Source organism: Arsenicibacter rosenii, assembly GCF_001870735.1.
Lineage (GTDB): Bacteria > Bacteroidota > Bacteroidia > Cytophagales > Spirosomataceae > Arsenicibacter > Arsenicibacter rosenii.
In genome coordinates this window covers 37,628-53,480 of the sequence record NZ_MORL01000015.1, presented here as the reverse complement: position 1 = coordinate 53,480, position 15,853 = coordinate 37,628, and the positions used below count along the sequence as shown (strand labels likewise).

Below are 15,853 nucleotides of genomic sequence, written 5' to 3'. Positions count from 1 at the left end.
AGCGGAGTAACCGGGTCGGGAGTATCGTTGTTTTGTTTACAGCCGGCGAAGGCTAATAGTACTAAAAGCACATAGCCTGAACGTTGAGGAGATACTGATACTAACTGTGGTAAATACTTGTGCATGAACAGCGTACTTGAAAATACGCCCCTAAGTTATTAACATTTGAGTAATCCGGCAGCACCATAGGTATTTTAATAAGAAGCTAATAAACCGTTTTTTGTACGCATGTCGACCTCGTTACTGAAGAAACCCCAAACAGCAAAGGAATGGGTGATCCGGATTGCCGCAGGGTTTGTTCTTTTTTTATTTGTCTGGATACTGGCGGATATCTACATCCCGGTACGGTCTGATATCCGCAATTTTGAACCGAAACAGGTCGGGCAGCTGGAAGCAGGCATGTGGCGGTCTTATTACGAACGCCGGCCGCTGCGCCTGATCGGTCAGCTGACCGATCTCATCCGCTCGCAGTACCGCGCGCCCTACTGGCGTTCCTGGCAGTTAGGATACCGTGCCGGTAAGGCAGCCTTTGTCTTTAAGGATGGTAAAAATCAGCAGGATTACGCCAAAGCCCTGCCCTATATTCAGAGGTTTTACGAAGGGATCAACGACTTGTCGGAAACTCCGTTCCCGGCCGGTAAAGTGGCAGCACTTGAACTGAAGTGGTGGATGATCCGCCGTGAGAAAAACGGCTTCCGGCCCGGTGACTGGGAAACGATTCTTAAACAGGAATCCTCCGCTATTTTTAATGTACCTGCCGAACGGTTTCAGGAGCATGCCCAGCTGCGGGTCCGGGCGATGATGTACCGTGACTACCGCGGAAAAGACATTACTGAATCTGACTGGAAGTACATTGAAGAGCTGCTGGAGCAGTCGTGGACGGCCTTGCATAAAGTCGTTAATACGCCGTCGCCGGTCAACTGAACCCATGGTTTCACCGTATATAGCCGTGCATACTGACAAAAGTCATTTGTATCCGGTTTTCATGGTAATGATTATTCCGGCAAATTTGTAGAATAAAGCAGAAAGGGCGCTTCAAAGGCGGGTGCCTCTTTTTTGAATGATCTAGTTGACGCAGACCTATGAAACCTATTGATGCACTGCAACGGGCAGTGGAACAGGTGCTGACTGACAAAGAGCAGGCCTGGCTGGCAACAAAAAGCGCACAGGGGCAGCAGGCCACGCTGATCGCTTTCGTGGCCGCTCCCCGTTTTGTGACCCGCCGGCCGGTTGCCGGTGAGGCGCTGACCCAACTTGCCGCGGCCGTTCCCGGCTGGCAACCGGAGACCTGGACCGCCGACCGGCTGGCACGGGTATATCTCCTGGCTGGTTTGCCGGACAGCGATCAGGCTGTCTACATACAGGCTATCGAAAATCTGTTTGGGACAGCCGAGTTGCAGGAACTGGTTGCGCTGTATACCGCGCTGCCCGTCCTGTCGTACCCGGATCACTGGCTCTACCGCGCTACCGAAGCCGTGCGGTCGAACATGGGGCCGGTTTTCGAAGCCATTGCCTTTTTTAATCCGTACCCGAGGCTGCATTTTTCACAGCCGGCCTGGAATCAGCTGATCCTCAAATGTATTTTCAACGACAAGCCGATGCACCTGATTGACGGGTTAATGGCCCGCGCTAATGACGAGCTGGCCCATAATCTGTCGGATCTGGCCCACGAGCGGTGGGCGGCCGGCCGGCAGTTACCGGCCCAGGCCTGGCGTTTAGTGAGTAGTTTTGTCGACGATGTAATTTTTGAGGATATACAAACTTTATTCCGCTCGCCGGATGTTCTGAATCAGCAGGCTGCTGCATTGGTCTGTTCAGAAACAAATTACGAACCGGCCCGTCAATTGTTAACGCAGCATTCGTTATGGCACCAAGCGATTATGGATGGCTCACTAACCTGGCAGAATCTGGAAGCATAATCATGAATTCAGCAGAATCTCAACTTAACCCGTCACACCTGGCAGATAGTCTGCCGGAAGTGGCCCCCAATATTCCTGATCAGGTTAATTTCATGGACTATGTGAAGGGCATGAAATTTTTCGATCCGCACGTCCACATGACCTCGCGGACTACCGACGACTATCAGGCGATGGCCGATGCCGGTGTGGTGGCCCTGATTGAACCGGCCTTCTGGCTGGGTCAGCCGCGTACCGGTCTGGCAACATTCAAGGATTATTACAACAGCCTGATCGGCTGGGAACGCTTCCGGTCGTCGCAGTTTGGTATCAAACATTATTGCACCATTGGCCTGAACTCCCGCGAAGCTAACAACGAAGTCCTGGCCGCGGAGGTTATGGACATACTGCCGTTGTTTATCTATAAAGAAGGCGTGGTGGGTATCGGCGAAATCGGGTTTGATGACCAGACGGAGGCCGAAGACAAATACTATCGCCTTCAGCTCGAACTGGCCAAAGAAGCCAATCTGCCGGTGCAGATTCATACGCCGCACCGGAACAAGAAGCAGGGCACGGAGCGGAGCATGGCCATCGCCCTGGAGCACGGCCTTGACCCCGGTATGGTCATTGTTGACCACAACAACGAAGAAACCGTAAAATCGGTGCTGGATCAGGGATTCTGGGCGGCCTTTACCATTTATCCGTTTACCAAAATGGGGAACGAGCGGATGGTAGAGATCGTGCAGCAATATGGTCCAGAGCGGATTATGGTGAACTCGGCTGCTGACTGGGGCATCAGTGATCCGCTGGCGATTCCGAAAACGGCCGCGCTGATGAAAATCAAAGGCATTCCCGACGAAGCGATCCGGTTGGTGACCTACCAGAACGCCATTGATGCGTTTGCACAGAGCGGTCAGATCAACGTGGCTGACTTCGAAAACCCGCAGGCGATTGATCAAAGCCTGAAGTTCAATGGCAATACCGTCCTTCGCGGCGGTCAGCAGCCACGGGTCGATAAAAACTCAATTGTGATTCGTTAGGTGAGAGCATATTTGCAACTGATGCGGCCGGCCAATCTGGTGACGGCTGTTGCCGATGTGCTGGCGGGTGCTGCGCTGGGCAGCGTACTGACCAATACGCCGATCACCGATCTCCATGGGCTGGTACACCTGATGCTGGCAACGATTTGTCTGTACGGCGGGGGCGTGGTGATGAACGACGTTTTCGACGCAGAACTGGATGCCGTTGAGCGGCCGGAGCGCCCGATCCCGGGCGGGCGGGTGTCGAAGCAAGGCGCAACCCTCCTGGGCGTCGGCTTATTGCTGGCCGGCATTGTCATTGCGGCGTTGTTCCGCGAAATCAGCGGGTTGCTCGCCGTGCTGATTGCGTTGCTGGCGGTTGTATATGATCGCTACGGGAAGCACCATCCGGTAATCGGCCCTATCAACATGGGCCTTTGCCGGGGCGTTAACCTGCAATTGGGAATGACATTGATTATCACCGGATACAGCGCAGCAAAGTGGCTCGGATTGATTCCGGTGATTTACATTGCGGCCATTACCATGATCAGCCGTGATGAAGTACACGGCGGAAAACGAAAAACTTTGTATTGGGCAGGGATACTTTATGCCCTGGTTAGTGTTTCCCAGTTAGTAGTAGCCACTCAAACGGGCAACATCTACCTCACGGCTGCGTTTGTTGTATTGCACCTGTTCCTGATTCTGAAACCGCTGCTGACCGCCATCCGGCAACCGATCGGCCCGAATATCGGCAAAGCGGTAAAAGCAGGGGTACTGTCGCTGATTGTGATGGATGCTGCGTGGGTGAGCGTTTCCGGAAACTGGATGCTGGCCTTAGGCGTACTGGCCCTGTTGCCGGTATCTATGCTACTGGCAAAAGCGTTTGCGGTAACCTGACTTGTCGCACGGACCGGGTCGCCTGGCAATCCCATGCCGTGCAATACTCTAATTTATACCATGCACGGAATATCATTCCGTGTTACAAGTGATATGACGGTTCTTCATCAAGCCTTTAAGGTTTCATTTTCATATCCGGTCGCGTTTACCGAACAGCTGTTCGCTCCGGAGAACGCCACCTTCCGGAACTTCCTGCAAACGGCGGGGGATCCGCAGTTTCAGAAAAAGATCCTGTTTTTGATTGATGCCGGTGTTTCGGATCATCACCCGGGTCTGGTCGCTGCTATCACGCACTATGTTGACACCGTTCCGGGCGTTACTTTAGCCACGGCACCGGTTATAATGCCGGGAGGAGAGCAGGTGAAGAACCAACCGGAGCTGGTGACTCAAATTCTGGAGGCCGTCGATGAATTTGGTATTGACCGGCATTCTTATCTGGCGGCCATCGGTGGCGGAGCCTTTCTGGACATGGCGGGTTATGCGGCGGCTATTGCACACCGTGGCGTCAAGCACATCCGGATTCCAACAACGGTGTTGTCGCAGAATGACTCCGGCATTGGGGTGAAAAACAGCGTTAACTTCCACGGTAAAAAGAACTTCCTCGGTACGTTTGTGCCACCGGTTGCGGTGTTCAACGACCTGGCGTTCCTGCGTACGCTCGAAGACCGGGACTGGCGCTCGGGCATTTCGGAAGCCATTAAGGTGGCCTTGATCAAGGATTTAGCCTTTTTCGAGTGGATTGAAGCACATGCCGCTGCACTCGCCAATCGGGAAGAAGGCCCGATGCAGGAGCTGATTATCCGCTGCGCCGATCTGCACCTGAAACACATTGCCGGAGGCGACCCGTTTGAAATGGGGTCGGCCCGCCCGCTGGATTTTGGCCACTGGGCTGCCCACAAACTCGAATACCTCACAAACTTCAGCCTGCGTCACGGCGAAGCTGTGGCCATTGGCATTGTGCTCGATACTGTTTACTCACACCGGCAAGGGTATCTGACCGAAGAGGAGGTGCAGCGGGTAGTACGGGTCTTCCAGCAGCTTGGTTTTGACTTGTTCCATCCGGCGTTGGCCGAAAATGATAAAATCAACCTGATCAACGGGTTACGCGAATTTCGTGAACACCTCGGCGGCCGTCTGACCATTACCCTGCTCGAAGCACTCGGCAAGGGCCTCGAAGTCCACGAAATGGATCTCACCCACGTCAAAGCCTCCGTCGATTACCTCGAAAAACTGCAATCGTTAGTCACTAATGATTGAGTGATTGGGTGAATGAGCGGTTGAGTGAATTTTTTAAACACCCAATCGCTCATTCACCCAATCACTCAATTACTCAATAGTTATGCACATCGGTTATTGTACAAATATTCATCTCGGCGAAGACTGGGTTAGCCATTTTGCTATTTTACAGGACAGCCTGCCGTCGGTAAAAGGGCGTATAAGTCCGGATAAGCCGATGGGTGTGGGACTGCGGCTGGCCAATCAGGCAAGCCATGACCTGCAGGATACGGCCTTGGTGGCAACACTCCGGCAATGGCTGGATGATAACGGGTTGTATGTTTTCACCATGAACGGCTTTCCGTATGGTGGCTTTCACAACACACGGGTGAAAGACCAGGTCCACGCGCCGGACTGGACAACCGATGACCGGGTGGACTATACCATCCGGATGTTCAGGGTCCTGGCGCAGCTACTACCCGACACCTTAACCGATGGTGGTATTTCTACCTCGCCGATCTCATATCGGTACTGGTGGAAAACCCCCGATGAGCTGGCCGCGGCCACCGAAACCGGCACCCGTCAGATGCTGCGGGTGGTGGAAGAGTTGATTGCGCTCCGTCAGCAAACGGGCAAGTGGCTCCATCTGGATATTGAACCCGAGCCCGACGGCATTCTGGAAAGCGGCCCTGAATTCCTGGACTGGTATCAGACATGGCTGTTGCCCGTCGGTATTACTCATTTAGGTGAAAAGCTCGGTTTGTCGGCCGACGAAGCTGCTGCGGCTATCCGCGACCATATTCAGTTGTGTTACGATGTCTGCCACTTTGCAGTGGGTTATGAAAACCCGGCATCCGTGCTGGATCAGTTGCAGGCACGCGGCATCCGGGTTGGTAAAATTCAGGTGAGTTCGGCGCTGAAAGTCGATTTCTCGTCGCAGGCAGAGGAGAAGCTGGCCGCCATCGCCGGTTTTGACGAACCAACTTACCTGCATCAGGTTGTGGCCCGGCTGACGGATGGTTCGCTCAAACGGTTTGCCGATTTGCCGGAAGCCTTACAGGCGTTTGATGCCGCTACGCATCTGGAGTGGCGGGTGCATTTTCACGTTCCGCTGTTTGTCGACAACTACGGTTTACTCGAATCAACCCAATCGGCGATCCGTGACGTACTGGCTCTGAATCAGAAACGGCCGTTTACCGATCAGCTCGAACTGGAAACCTATACATGGGGGGTATTGCCGGAATCAATGCAATTGCCGCTGAATGAGTCCATCAGCCGCGAAATGGCGTGGGTCATGGCCCTGCACCAATAACCCCCCGGGCCTACTCAGCGTACTCCTTGGATCAGAAAAAATGAAAAAGACCGTTGTTATTGATATCGTCGGGTTGAGCAGCAGCGTCATTGGTGAGCATACGCCCTTCCTGAAAAAATACGTTGCCGACCGGAACCTGGCACTGATTAAACCGGTGTTGCCGGCGGTCACGACTACCTCACAAAGTTGTTATATTACAGGCAAGTGGCCGGCTGAGCACGGCATTGTCGGCAATGGCTGGTATGACCGGGAAGATGCTGAGGTGAAGTTCTGGAAACAGTCGAACAAGCTGGTGCATGCCGAAAAAATCTGGGAAGCGGCCCGCCGGGAAGATCCGTCGTTTACGTGTTCCAAGATGTTCTGGTGGTATAATATGTACTCCACTGCCGACTGGTCGGTAACGCCCCGGCCGCAGTACCATGCCGATGGCGTAAAAATGCCGGACTGTTATGCCTATCCGATGGAACTGCGCGATATACTTCAGGAGAAGCTGGGGACATTTCCGCTCTTTAGCTTCTGGGGGCCCAATGCCAACATCAAATCATCGAAGTGGATAGCGGATGCGTCGATGTACGTCGATGACCTCAATAACCCCACACTGACCCTGATTTACCTGCCTCATCTGGATTACTGCCTGCAAAAATTCGGTGTCGATTTTACGAAAATCAGTAAGGAACTGGGCGAAATTGACCGGTTGGTGCAGGAGCTCGTCACGTTTTATGAGCGCAAAAAGGCGCGGGTAATTCTGTTATCGGAGTATGGCATCAACAATGTGAACCGGCCTGTACATATCAACCGTCTGCTGCGGGAGGCTGGTCTGATTTCGGTTCGGGTAGAGCAGGGGCTGGAGCTGCTGGATGCCGGAACCTGTAAGGCCTTCGCCACGCCCGATCACCAGATTGCACATGTCTACGTGCAGGACGACGCAACGAAAGCACAGGTAAAGGCGATGCTCGAAAAAACGCCGGGGATTGCTTATGTGCTGGACGATGAAGGGAAAAGGCAGCACCACCTCGACCATGAGCGCTCGGGCGATCTGGTCGCCGTTGCGGAGACCGACAGCTGGTTTACGTATTATTACTGGCTGGATGATGCCAAAGCGCCTGATTATGCGCGGCTGGTTGATATTCACCGCAAACCGGGCTATGATCCGGTCGAGATGTTTATGGACCCCGCAAACCCGCTGATTAAACTACGGGCGGGGTATAAACTAGCCCGGAAACTGCTCGGGTTCCGGTACCTGATGGATGTTATACCGCTGGATGCAACACTGATCAAAGGATCGCACGGGGCTATTAATCCGCCGAAAGAATACTATCCAATCCTGATTACGGACCAGCCGACAGGCAAGCCCGAACTAGATGCCATTGATGTCTACGACGTCATCTGGGATCATCTGTTTTAATAAATGAGGAGTGATTGAGTGACGAACGATTGAATATCGGTCCTTTTTATTCAATCGTTCGTCACTCCATTACTCAATCCTTATTGCTTATCCCACCAGACACGGGTGTCGAGATTGTCGGCCCCCTGGCGTGTTGTCGCCTCGGTCAGGTTTGCCTTGTTTACCGACAGTTCCAGGTCAGGGTAAGTCAGCCGGTTAATGAAACTGCCTTTGATTTCTTTGCCCGGATACGGGTTTGGTGTCAGTTTCGGGAAACCGCTCCGGCGGAAATTCGCAAATGCTTCCGGACCGTTCAGCAGCGAAGCCATCCAGTATTGCGTATTGATCTGCTCCAGCGCATTGGCGGCCACATAAGGATTCTTCTGCAAATACGCTGTGATCGACGCGGCCGGTATTGCCGAATTGGCGTCGACATCGCCCAATTGCTGCATGTGGGCTGTTACACCTGCCGCATAAAAATCCGCCGCGCTACCCGTTGTCCAGCCGCGCACAACGGCTTCTGCCAGTAACAGCTGCGTTTGCGCGTAGGTCACCAGGAAGGTTGGCGCATCAAGTTTCGCCAGCCGCGTACGGTCCAGCTGCGAATAATCGTAGAAGCTGGCCAGGCCGTCTTTGGTTGCCTGTGCCGGAACGGTGCCGTTATCGAAACCGAGCGGCATCCCGATCTGTATCGCCGGGTCGCGGTTCATCCGGGCGGCGGTGTGTTCCGAACCACTCTTAGCACCCACATACCGTACCGCAATCGAACTCAGCCGCGGGTCGGCAGTTGACTTCAGGAGGTTGACAAAATACGCCGTCAGGTAGAAGTTGGCGGCTTCGGTTGAGTTCAGCGTCACACCCACCGGATTCTGATAGTTGGCATTGTTGCGGACGGCTGCATTATCGGCGTTCGACGTCATGACGCCACCAGCAATCGCTTTCTGCACGGTTGCCTGTGCCAGCGTCGGGTTAACTTTTGTCAGACGCATACCGGCCCGCAGCAAGGTTGAGTACCCGAATCTTTTCCAGCGGGGAATATTACCGCCAAACATAATTTCACCGGCTTCGGTCGCCTTGTTGGCGTCGAGGGCGGCTGTGGCATCGGTCAGCTCCTTAATAATATCGTCGTAAATGCTTTGCTGCGTGTCGTATTTCGGCGTTACGTTGCCACCTATATACCCCAGACCTGCGTCTTTATACGGAATATCGCCGTAAGAGTCGGTCAACACCATAAAGGCATAGGCTTTCCAGATGCGGGCCATGTTGTAGAGGTTTGTCCGGTTGGCATCGGTTTTGGTCTGGTTAATGACATCGACCAGATACCGGATTACGTCGCGGTAGTACCGTTGCCAGAGTGCGGCATTGGGGCCGGCCGCCCCGCGGTTGTCGACATTGAAGTTGCCGCCCGCCAGAACCCCGGAGTTCGGCGAGTACATAAACTGCACAATCGGATGCTCAAATACCAGCGACGAAGCCGGAAATGAGGTGTTAACCATGGCGTTATTAAACGTAAACACCGGATTGAGCGAGGTCGCTGCCGTTGGGTTGATATTCAGTTGGTCAAAACCCTTGTCGCAGCTACTGGCAACCAACAAAAGTGCAAAAAGCGGTATATAAAAAAGGATCTTTTTCATCGTGATATCGAATTAAATGCCTGATGTGAATGGGTTTAGAAACGTACATTCAGGTTAAAACCAATGCTGCGTGTTGTCGGCAGACCCGTCGCCTCAAGGCCGATAAGGTTATCGGAGCTGAAACCGAACTGCTCCGGATCGATGTTCGGTACCCATTTTTTCAGCATAGCCACGTTGTTGGCCACAGCGCTGAAACGAATACCTTTGATAAACAGGCTTTTCGGCAGGTATTTCGTGAAATCGTACCCCAGCGATACCTGACGTAGTTTCCAGAAACCGGCATCATAAATCACCTGCTCGCCTAAGCTTTTTGACCGGCCCACCGAGTAGTAGTCCTGTACAAATGCCCGCACGGCATTGGGTTCGCCTTTTTCGTTGACGCCAACACCCACCATTTTGTTATCAGCATCGCCCCGGCCCACCAGCGTTTCTTTCTGCAAACCATGACGGAACAGGTTCAGGTTGGTACCCGACATCATTTTGCCGCCTAGTTTGAAGTCGATCAGGAACGACAGGTTAATGCCTTTGTAGGTAAACGAGTTGGTAATCCCGCCTACGTATTTCGGCAGGGCCGAGCCGAACGAGATCGGTGCCGATGTCCGGAGCGGTAAGCCATCGCCACCGTGGATAATGCGGCCCTGGGCGTCGCGGGCGTAGCCGAACGTATACAACTGGGCAAGTGGCTGACCTACCACGTGGCGCAGGTCGCCGACGAAAACACCGTTACCGACCACGATCTGCTCGGCCTGTTTGTCTTTGTTGTAGTCTTTGTCCGGTGTTCCGTCATCGTCTGTCAGCAACCGCAGGAGTTTAGTTTGGTTATAAGACCCGTTCAGCGTAATGTCCCATGAGAAATCTTTGCTCCGGATCGGGGCCAGGTTTACCAGTAATTCAATACCACGGTTACGGCTTTGCCCGCTGTTAATCAGTGTATTTGTGTATCCTGATGCATCCGACGACTGGGCCGCAACGATCTGATCGCTGGTGATTTTGTTGTAAACGGCTACGTCAACGCCGACGCGGTTGTTAAAAAGTTTTAGTTCCAGACCAACTTCGGTTTCGGCCGTCCGGCTTGGCTTCAGGGTAGCACTTGGTACCGTGTTCGACGTAATGAAGCCCACCGGCTGTCCTTGTCCGGCCGGATTCGGGAACAGGTTGGCATTAACACCATAAAACAGGTTGTTTGAGTAGGGGGCTACGTCGCCGTCGCTGCCCACTTCGGCATAGGCCGCGCGGATCTTGCCGAAATTCAGCCAGGACGGCATTGCGCTGAACGCCTGTGAGAAGACAAAGCTACCGGTAACAGACGGGTACAGAATGCTCCGGTTGGCAGGGGCGAGGGTCGAAAACCAGTCGTTCCGGCCCGTTACGTTCAGGTACAGGAAGTCGTTGTATGAAAATTCAGCCGCAGCATACAGGGAGTTCACGCGGCGTTCGCTGAGGCCATAGGTTGGATCCTTTACGCGGCCGTTTTGCGGTACATACAGCCCTCGTACGATGAAGTCGGTTGCCAGAACACTGTTCACATCGCTCCGGCGATAAAGCTGGTTGCCACCGGCCGTAATGTCGATCCCCAGTTTACCGAACTTGCGGTTGGCGCCGATCAGGAAATCGCTGTTGATCTCGCGGAACCGGCGGGCTTCCTGCACATACGCTCCGTTAACGAAACCGGCCGGTGCAGCAGCGAGTGATGCCTGACCGGTCGGGAAGTTGTAGTCCTGATCCCGTGACCAGAAATCCTGACCTACCCGAACCTGGGCATACAGCCAGTCGGTGAAGTTATAACGGGCGGCCAGGTTGCCGAACAGACGGTCGCGCCGGATGTTTTCGAACTTGTTATTCAGGACAAAATACGGGTTTGTCCGGTTCTGGAAACGCGAGTAAATAAACTCGTTGCCGGTAGCCGGGTTGATCTGGTTGGCTTCCAGCACATCGAGCGGCATCGAATTGGCCAGGGTATAAATAACTGTCGGAATACTGTTATCCTGCTGGGCGATCTGCGGCGGGTTGCGGTTATACTCGTTGGAGTAGTTGATGGTTCCCGTAATGTTCAGTTTGCTCGACAGGTTGTAGCTGAAACCAAGGTTGATGGTTTTCCGGTTGAAGGAGTTATTCGGCGTAATACCCTTATTGTCAGTATTAGCAACCGACAAGTTGAAGCCGCCACGGTCGCTGCCCGACGACAACGAAATGGAGTTTGTCCAGGTAGAGCCAGTGCGGTAGAATTTGCGGATCCGGTTGTAAACCGGTGCATAAGGCACGGTCACCCCACCGAACAGCACTTGTGTCTGGCCATTGAATTTTTCGCCGAAGCTCCACACACCGGAGGTCGGGTTGGCAGCCGTTGGCCGGACACCATATTCGCCCTGTCCATATTCGTACTGATAATCCGTGAAATCAAGTGGCTGATCGGTTGTGAAGTTGGTGTTATAGACAACACCGATGCCCTGGCCGCTGCCTTTGGTTTTGGTCGTAATCATGATGACCCCGTCTTTCGCCCGTGAGCCGTAGAGGGCCGCAGCCGTACCGCCTTTCAGAATGGTCATTCCCTCAATATCGTCCGGGTTAATCGACGACAGACCGTCACCGCCGTCGGAGTAGTTCCGGTCGCGGTTACTGATGGAGTTATCGCTGCCGGCATTTCCGTTGTTCTGGCCAAAGTTGGTGTTATCAATCGGCACACCGTTAACGACGATCAGCGGGTTATTCTGACCGGAAAACGACGATTGGCCGCGGATCCGGATTTTGCTGGTACCGGCCGCGCCCGTACCCAGACCGGAAATATTTACGCCCGCTACTTTACCCTGCAAGGCATTCATAAAGTTAACGGTCCGGTTGGTCGAAATCTGCTCTGAGCTGACGTTGGCGGTCGCATAGCCGAGTCGTTTCGCTTCCTTCTTGATACCAAGGGCGGTAACTACCACTTCGTTCAGGTTTTGCGAGGTTTCGGTCAGAGCGAGCGTAATCTGGGTCTGACTGCCAATCGTTACTTCCTGCGACTGGTAGCCAATGGCACTGAACACCAGTATGGTTGTGCGGAGGTCTCGGTTTGCCGGAATACTCATGGAAAAATCTCCGTCTGCATTGGTACTGCTGCCGGTCTGCGTACCCTTGATGACCACGTTGACCCCTGGAAGCGGTTTCTGATCAAGTGCCGAAATAATCTTGCCAGAGATTTTCCGGTCCTGCGCCAGCCCTAAAAAACTGAGCAGGCAAAAACAGAAGACAAGAAGTAAACGTCTGTCCGGTTGGTTGTAGAACACATGTTTCATGAATTAAACGATTTAGAAAGAATGAAAAGATGGCAATGGAATAAGGCAAAAAAATATTTGCTTATTTATGGTTAATAAGTGTCTGATTGACGTATTATACTGTTTAACCGATTGTTTTTTAGAAAATTAACAATATGAACAATTTATAATATTATATTGTTGGGATATTATAATATTTACTAAAAAGAAAGAGCTGTCAACAATATCTACCAAAAGGTATAAATAGCCGGTAGGCTGTATATATATTTGCTAAAATCAAGGAAATAATTGGGTTCTATTTTTGAACCGTTTATTTTCGGACAGAAATTTCCGAACTTGTTCATTTGACCGATTTATACCGCTATTATGGCCAAACTCATCATTGTTGATGACGAAAAAAGCATCCGGGCCGCACTACGCGACATTCTCGAGTACGAAGGGTACGACGTAGAAGAAGCGAAGGACGGTGAGGAGGGCTTAGACATGATTTTGAGGGGCTCATATGATGTTGCTTTGTGTGACATTAAGATGCCCAAAATGGACGGCTTGGAGGTGTTGCTAAAAGCTGGGGAGGCCGGGAAGCAAACTCAATTTGTGATGATTTCGGCATTCGGCAACGTTGAAAATGCCGTAGAGGCCACGAAACGCGGCGCATTTGACTTCATTACCAAGCCGCCTGATCTGAACCGCTTACTGATTACGGTTCGTAACGCCATTGAGCGTACCAAGATGGTTCAGGAAACCAAAACACTGCGTCGTAAGATTTACAAACTCAATGAAATCATTGGGGAATCGTTGCCGATCCAGAAGGTGAAGGAAACCATTAACCGTGTGGCAGCCACCGAAGCACGGGTACTGATTACCGGCCCCAATGGATCCGGCAAAGAGATGGTCGCCAAGCAGATACACGAGAAAGGTACGCGTGCCGCCATGCCGCTGGTCGAAGTGAACTGCGCAGCTATTCCGAGTGAACTGATCGAAAGCGAGCTGTTTGGTCACGAAAAAGGCGCCTTCACAGGAGCCATGAGCAAACGGATCGGTAAGTTCGAACAGGCAGACGGCGGTACGCTGTTTCTGGATGAAATCGGCGACATGAGCCTTTCGGCGCAAGCCAAGGTGTTGCGGGCCTTGCAGGAAAGTAAAATCACACGTGTGGGCGGCGACAAGGAAATCCGGGTAAACGTCCGGGTGATTGCCGCGACCAACAAAGACCTGCGCCGGGAAATTGCGGAAGGCAACTTCCGCGAAGACCTTTTCCACCGGTTAAGCGTTATTGTGATTCATGTGCCGCCGCTGGCAGAGCGTCGCGAAGACGTGCCGCAGCTGGCCGACAAATTCCTGAATGACATTGCCGGCGAATATGGTTCTCCGGTAAAAGAAATTGAACCGGCGGCAATGCAGCACCTGCAATCATTACCGTGGACCGGTAACGTTCGGGAGCTGCGCAACGTGGTTGAGCGTTTAGTCATCATGTGCGGCGACCGTATTTCGCTCGAGGATGTGAAATTATACGCCTAAGTCATCCGGCTTATCAAAGGGCAGTAGTCAGCAGGCTACTGCCCTTTTTAGTTATAGGCTGGCCATCAGATTACAGCCACGAATATCTGAGTTGTCGAACCGGCCAATGACGCGGAAGGTGCCGTCGGGACCGAACTGGCCCAGATCCTGCGTTTCAATAAAGGAACAGGAGTCCAGATTGGCCAGATCAATGACATTGATGCCGCCCGTGCGGGTATAGGTTTCCGGATAGATACAGAACGGATCGTTGGTGTCGCGCAGCAACACCCGCATGGTGGCTCCCGGATAAAAGAGACCTTCGCCCGGCGAGTAGGCCTGTGAGAGTAGTTCGGTCATGCCATATTCGGAGTGAATGGCAGGCAGCGCCAGCTTGTCGGTCAGCAGTGCGTGTACCTCTTCCCGCAGGAGTTCTTTCCGGCGGCCTTTCATTCCGCCCGTCTCCATAACAATCACGCGGTTACTTTTGCCGACAAAGTGCAGGTCGGCGCCCTCCTCAATCCAGTCGAGCAGTCCGAAGGTAACGCCGATCAGCAAAACCGTCCGGTCGTCCTGTTGGAGCAGCGTCCGCAGGTGGCCGGTGAGAGCGTCGCGGTCGTTCAGATAAAAACCTGACTGAGCGGAACCGGAATCCTGAATAAACTGCTGAACCATATACACTAACGAAGAGTTATTTCGTTCAAGGTATGACGGCAGTAAGGCAAGGATGTGGAAGTTGGTCAGCGGGCCATACTGTTGCTCAAAAATGCGCCGGCTAACGTCGGCGTACAGAGCGGTGTCGGGCACAATATGGCGACTCGTCTGCGTGCCCGTCGTCCCGCTACTGGCAAAGGTTGTTGTGGGTTCCGTTATCCCGACTCCGGCCAGGCTCAGCACCGGATGCTGTTTAAAAAAGCCGATGGGCATAAACGGAATCTGCGCTAAACCGGTAACTTGTCCGGGAGTTATGCCGAGCAAAGACAGATAGGTTTTATAGACCGGATTATAAACAGCCTGATACCGGAAAACAGCCAGTGCAGTTGCGTTAAAATCCGCTGCGGTGACCGACAAAATGCGCTCCCGCAACGTATGGCGCTGCCGGAGGAGTTCGGGCGGTAAATTATTTAGCGTTTGCAAACGAAAAAATTGAGTAATTTGGAGTTCGTTACGATTACAACATTATGCAACGACAACTAATTCAATGTGGTTTCCTGCTGGCAAGTTTAACCCTTATGCTGACTGCTTGCTGGAATGAACCCAATTTTAGTGATGTACCAGCCATTAGCTACAAAGCCATTGATAAAATTACGCTGCCGGCCAGCGAAGACCGGCGCACACCCAGGCGTGATTCGGTGATCATTACCATTGGTTTTCAGGACGGGACCGGTGATTTGGGCGAGGATGTTGGTAAAGCCGATTCAACGCGGCTGAGAACCGTTTTTGCGAAAGAAACCTGGGGAAACTACAGGATTACGGCCTACCGGCTCAACAATACTACATCTACATACGAAGAATTACCGCTGGCCGTCAATGCCAAACTCTTCTTTCCGCGTCTGACCAAAGAAGGTCAGCGGGGACCGATCGAAGGCACACTTGATTTCCGCCAGAACTTTACCTACTCAAACAGTTCGGTGATTACACCGGTAAAGTTTACGATTAAAATACGGGATCGTAAGCTCCAGGAAAGTACGATTATTGAAACGGATACCGTACACGTACCGCTTCTGCTCCGATAAACAAAAAAGGAAACCA

12 protein-coding genes are annotated in these 15,853 nt (G+C 52.7%); 9 read left to right on the top strand and 3 right to left on the bottom strand.

Going from position 1 to position 15,853, the window contains the following annotated elements:
- Nucleotides 1-228: 228 nt before the first annotated feature.
- The 7 genes from BLX24_RS21355 (at nucleotide 229) to BLX24_RS21325 (ending at nucleotide 7,743) form a co-directional block, all read left to right on the top strand.
- Nucleotides 229-924 carry a hypothetical protein gene (locus BLX24_RS21355; RefSeq protein WP_083422100.1) on the top strand — a complete coding sequence of 232 codons (696 nt, stop codon included), beginning with the start codon at nucleotides 229-231 and terminating at the stop codon, nucleotides 922-924.
- A 158-nt stretch (nucleotides 925-1,082) separates the two neighbouring features.
- On the top strand, nucleotides 1,083-1,919 hold the full coding sequence (locus BLX24_RS21350) for an EboA domain-containing protein (protein ID WP_071505237.1): 837 nt from the start codon (nucleotides 1,083-1,085) through the stop codon (nucleotides 1,917-1,919).
- A 92-nt stretch (nucleotides 1,920-2,011) separates the two neighbouring features.
- Nucleotides 2,012-2,935, top strand: a complete 924-nt coding sequence (locus tag BLX24_RS21345; RefSeq protein ID WP_229201863.1) for a TatD family hydrolase — start codon at nucleotides 2,012-2,014, stop codon at nucleotides 2,933-2,935.
- Complete coding sequence (eboC, locus tag BLX24_RS21340; RefSeq protein WP_262482997.1) at nucleotides 2,936-3,811, top strand: UbiA-like protein EboC; 876 nt, start codon at nucleotides 2,936-2,938, stop codon at nucleotides 3,809-3,811. It abuts the gene before it with no gap.
- Nucleotides 3,812-3,904: 93 nt separating this feature from the next.
- Nucleotides 3,905-5,068 carry a 3-dehydroquinate synthase gene (locus BLX24_RS21335; protein ID WP_071505235.1) on the top strand — a complete coding sequence of 388 codons (1,164 nt, stop codon included), beginning with the start codon at nucleotides 3,905-3,907 and terminating at the stop codon, nucleotides 5,066-5,068.
- 82 nt (nucleotides 5,069-5,150) lie between these two features.
- A complete protein-coding gene (eboE, locus tag BLX24_RS21330) occupies nucleotides 5,151-6,338 on the top strand; it encodes a metabolite traffic protein EboE (RefSeq protein WP_071505234.1) in 1,188 nt (395 codons plus the stop codon).
- A gap of 40 nt (nucleotides 6,339-6,378) precedes the next feature.
- A complete protein-coding gene (locus BLX24_RS21325; protein WP_071505233.1) occupies nucleotides 6,379-7,743 on the top strand; it encodes an alkaline phosphatase family protein in 1,365 nt (454 codons plus the stop codon).
- 80 nt (nucleotides 7,744-7,823) lie between these two features.
- On the opposite strand, the gene BLX24_RS21320 is transcribed toward BLX24_RS21325, so the two are convergent.
- Nucleotides 7,824-9,356 carry a SusD/RagB family nutrient-binding outer membrane lipoprotein gene (locus tag BLX24_RS21320; RefSeq protein WP_071505232.1) on the bottom strand — a complete coding sequence of 511 codons (1,533 nt, stop codon included), beginning with the start codon at nucleotides 9,354-9,356 and terminating at the stop codon, nucleotides 7,824-7,826.
- Nucleotides 9,357-9,391: 35 nt separating this feature from the next.
- Nucleotides 9,392-12,628 (bottom strand): SusC/RagA family TonB-linked outer membrane protein, encoded by a 3,237-nt coding sequence (locus BLX24_RS21315; RefSeq protein WP_071505231.1) that lies wholly within the window; start codon nucleotides 12,626-12,628, stop codon nucleotides 9,392-9,394.
- Between the two features lie 345 nt (nucleotides 12,629-12,973).
- Here BLX24_RS21315 and BLX24_RS21310 point away from each other — a divergent pair, with 345 nt between their 5' ends.
- Nucleotides 12,974-14,125 (top strand): sigma-54-dependent transcriptional regulator, encoded by a 1,152-nt coding sequence (locus BLX24_RS21310; RefSeq protein WP_071505230.1) that lies wholly within the window; start codon nucleotides 12,974-12,976, stop codon nucleotides 14,123-14,125.
- Nucleotides 14,126-14,176: 51 nt separating this feature from the next.
- Here the strand turns inward: BLX24_RS21310 and BLX24_RS21305 are convergent, their stop codons facing one another.
- Complete coding sequence (locus tag BLX24_RS21305) at nucleotides 14,177-15,238, bottom strand: acyl-CoA synthetase family protein (protein ID WP_071505229.1); 1,062 nt, start codon at nucleotides 15,236-15,238, stop codon at nucleotides 14,177-14,179.
- 44 nt (nucleotides 15,239-15,282) lie between these two features.
- Between BLX24_RS21305 and BLX24_RS21300 the strand changes: the two genes are divergently transcribed.
- A complete protein-coding gene (locus BLX24_RS21300; RefSeq protein ID WP_071505228.1) occupies nucleotides 15,283-15,837 on the top strand; it encodes a hypothetical protein in 555 nt (184 codons plus the stop codon).
- Nucleotides 15,838-15,853 lie beyond the last annotated feature (16 nt).

What these genes read in the sequence shown, in the direction of transcription:
- BLX24_RS21355 (WP_083422100.1), top strand. Translation starts at nt 229, where the DNA reads ATGTCGACCTCGTTACTGAAGAAACCCCAAACAGCAAAGGAATGGGTG.
- BLX24_RS21350 (WP_071505237.1), top strand. Translation starts at nt 1,083, where the DNA reads ATGAAACCTATTGATGCACTGCAACGGGCAGTGGAACAGGTGCTGACT.
- BLX24_RS21345 (WP_229201863.1), top strand. Translation starts at nt 2,012, where the DNA reads ATGGACTATGTGAAGGGCATGAAATTTTTCGATCCGCACGTCCACATG.
- BLX24_RS21335 (WP_071505235.1), top strand. Translation starts at nt 3,905, where the DNA reads ATGACGGTTCTTCATCAAGCCTTTAAGGTTTCATTTTCATATCCGGTC.
- eboE (WP_071505234.1), top strand. Translation starts at nt 5,151, where the DNA reads ATGCACATCGGTTATTGTACAAATATTCATCTCGGCGAAGACTGGGTT.
- BLX24_RS21325 (WP_071505233.1), top strand. Translation starts at nt 6,379, where the DNA reads ATGAAAAAGACCGTTGTTATTGATATCGTCGGGTTGAGCAGCAGCGTC.
- BLX24_RS21320 (WP_071505232.1), bottom strand. Translation starts at nt 9,356, where the DNA reads ATGAAAAAGATCCTTTTTTATATACCGCTTTTTGCACTTTTGTTGGTT.
- BLX24_RS21315 (WP_071505231.1), bottom strand. Translation starts at nt 12,628, where the DNA reads ATGAAACATGTGTTCTACAACCAACCGGACAGACGTTTACTTCTTGTC.
- BLX24_RS21310 (WP_071505230.1), top strand. Translation starts at nt 12,974, where the DNA reads ATGGCCAAACTCATCATTGTTGATGACGAAAAAAGCATCCGGGCCGCA.
- BLX24_RS21300 (WP_071505228.1), top strand. Translation starts at nt 15,283, where the DNA reads ATGCAACGACAACTAATTCAATGTGGTTTCCTGCTGGCAAGTTTAACC.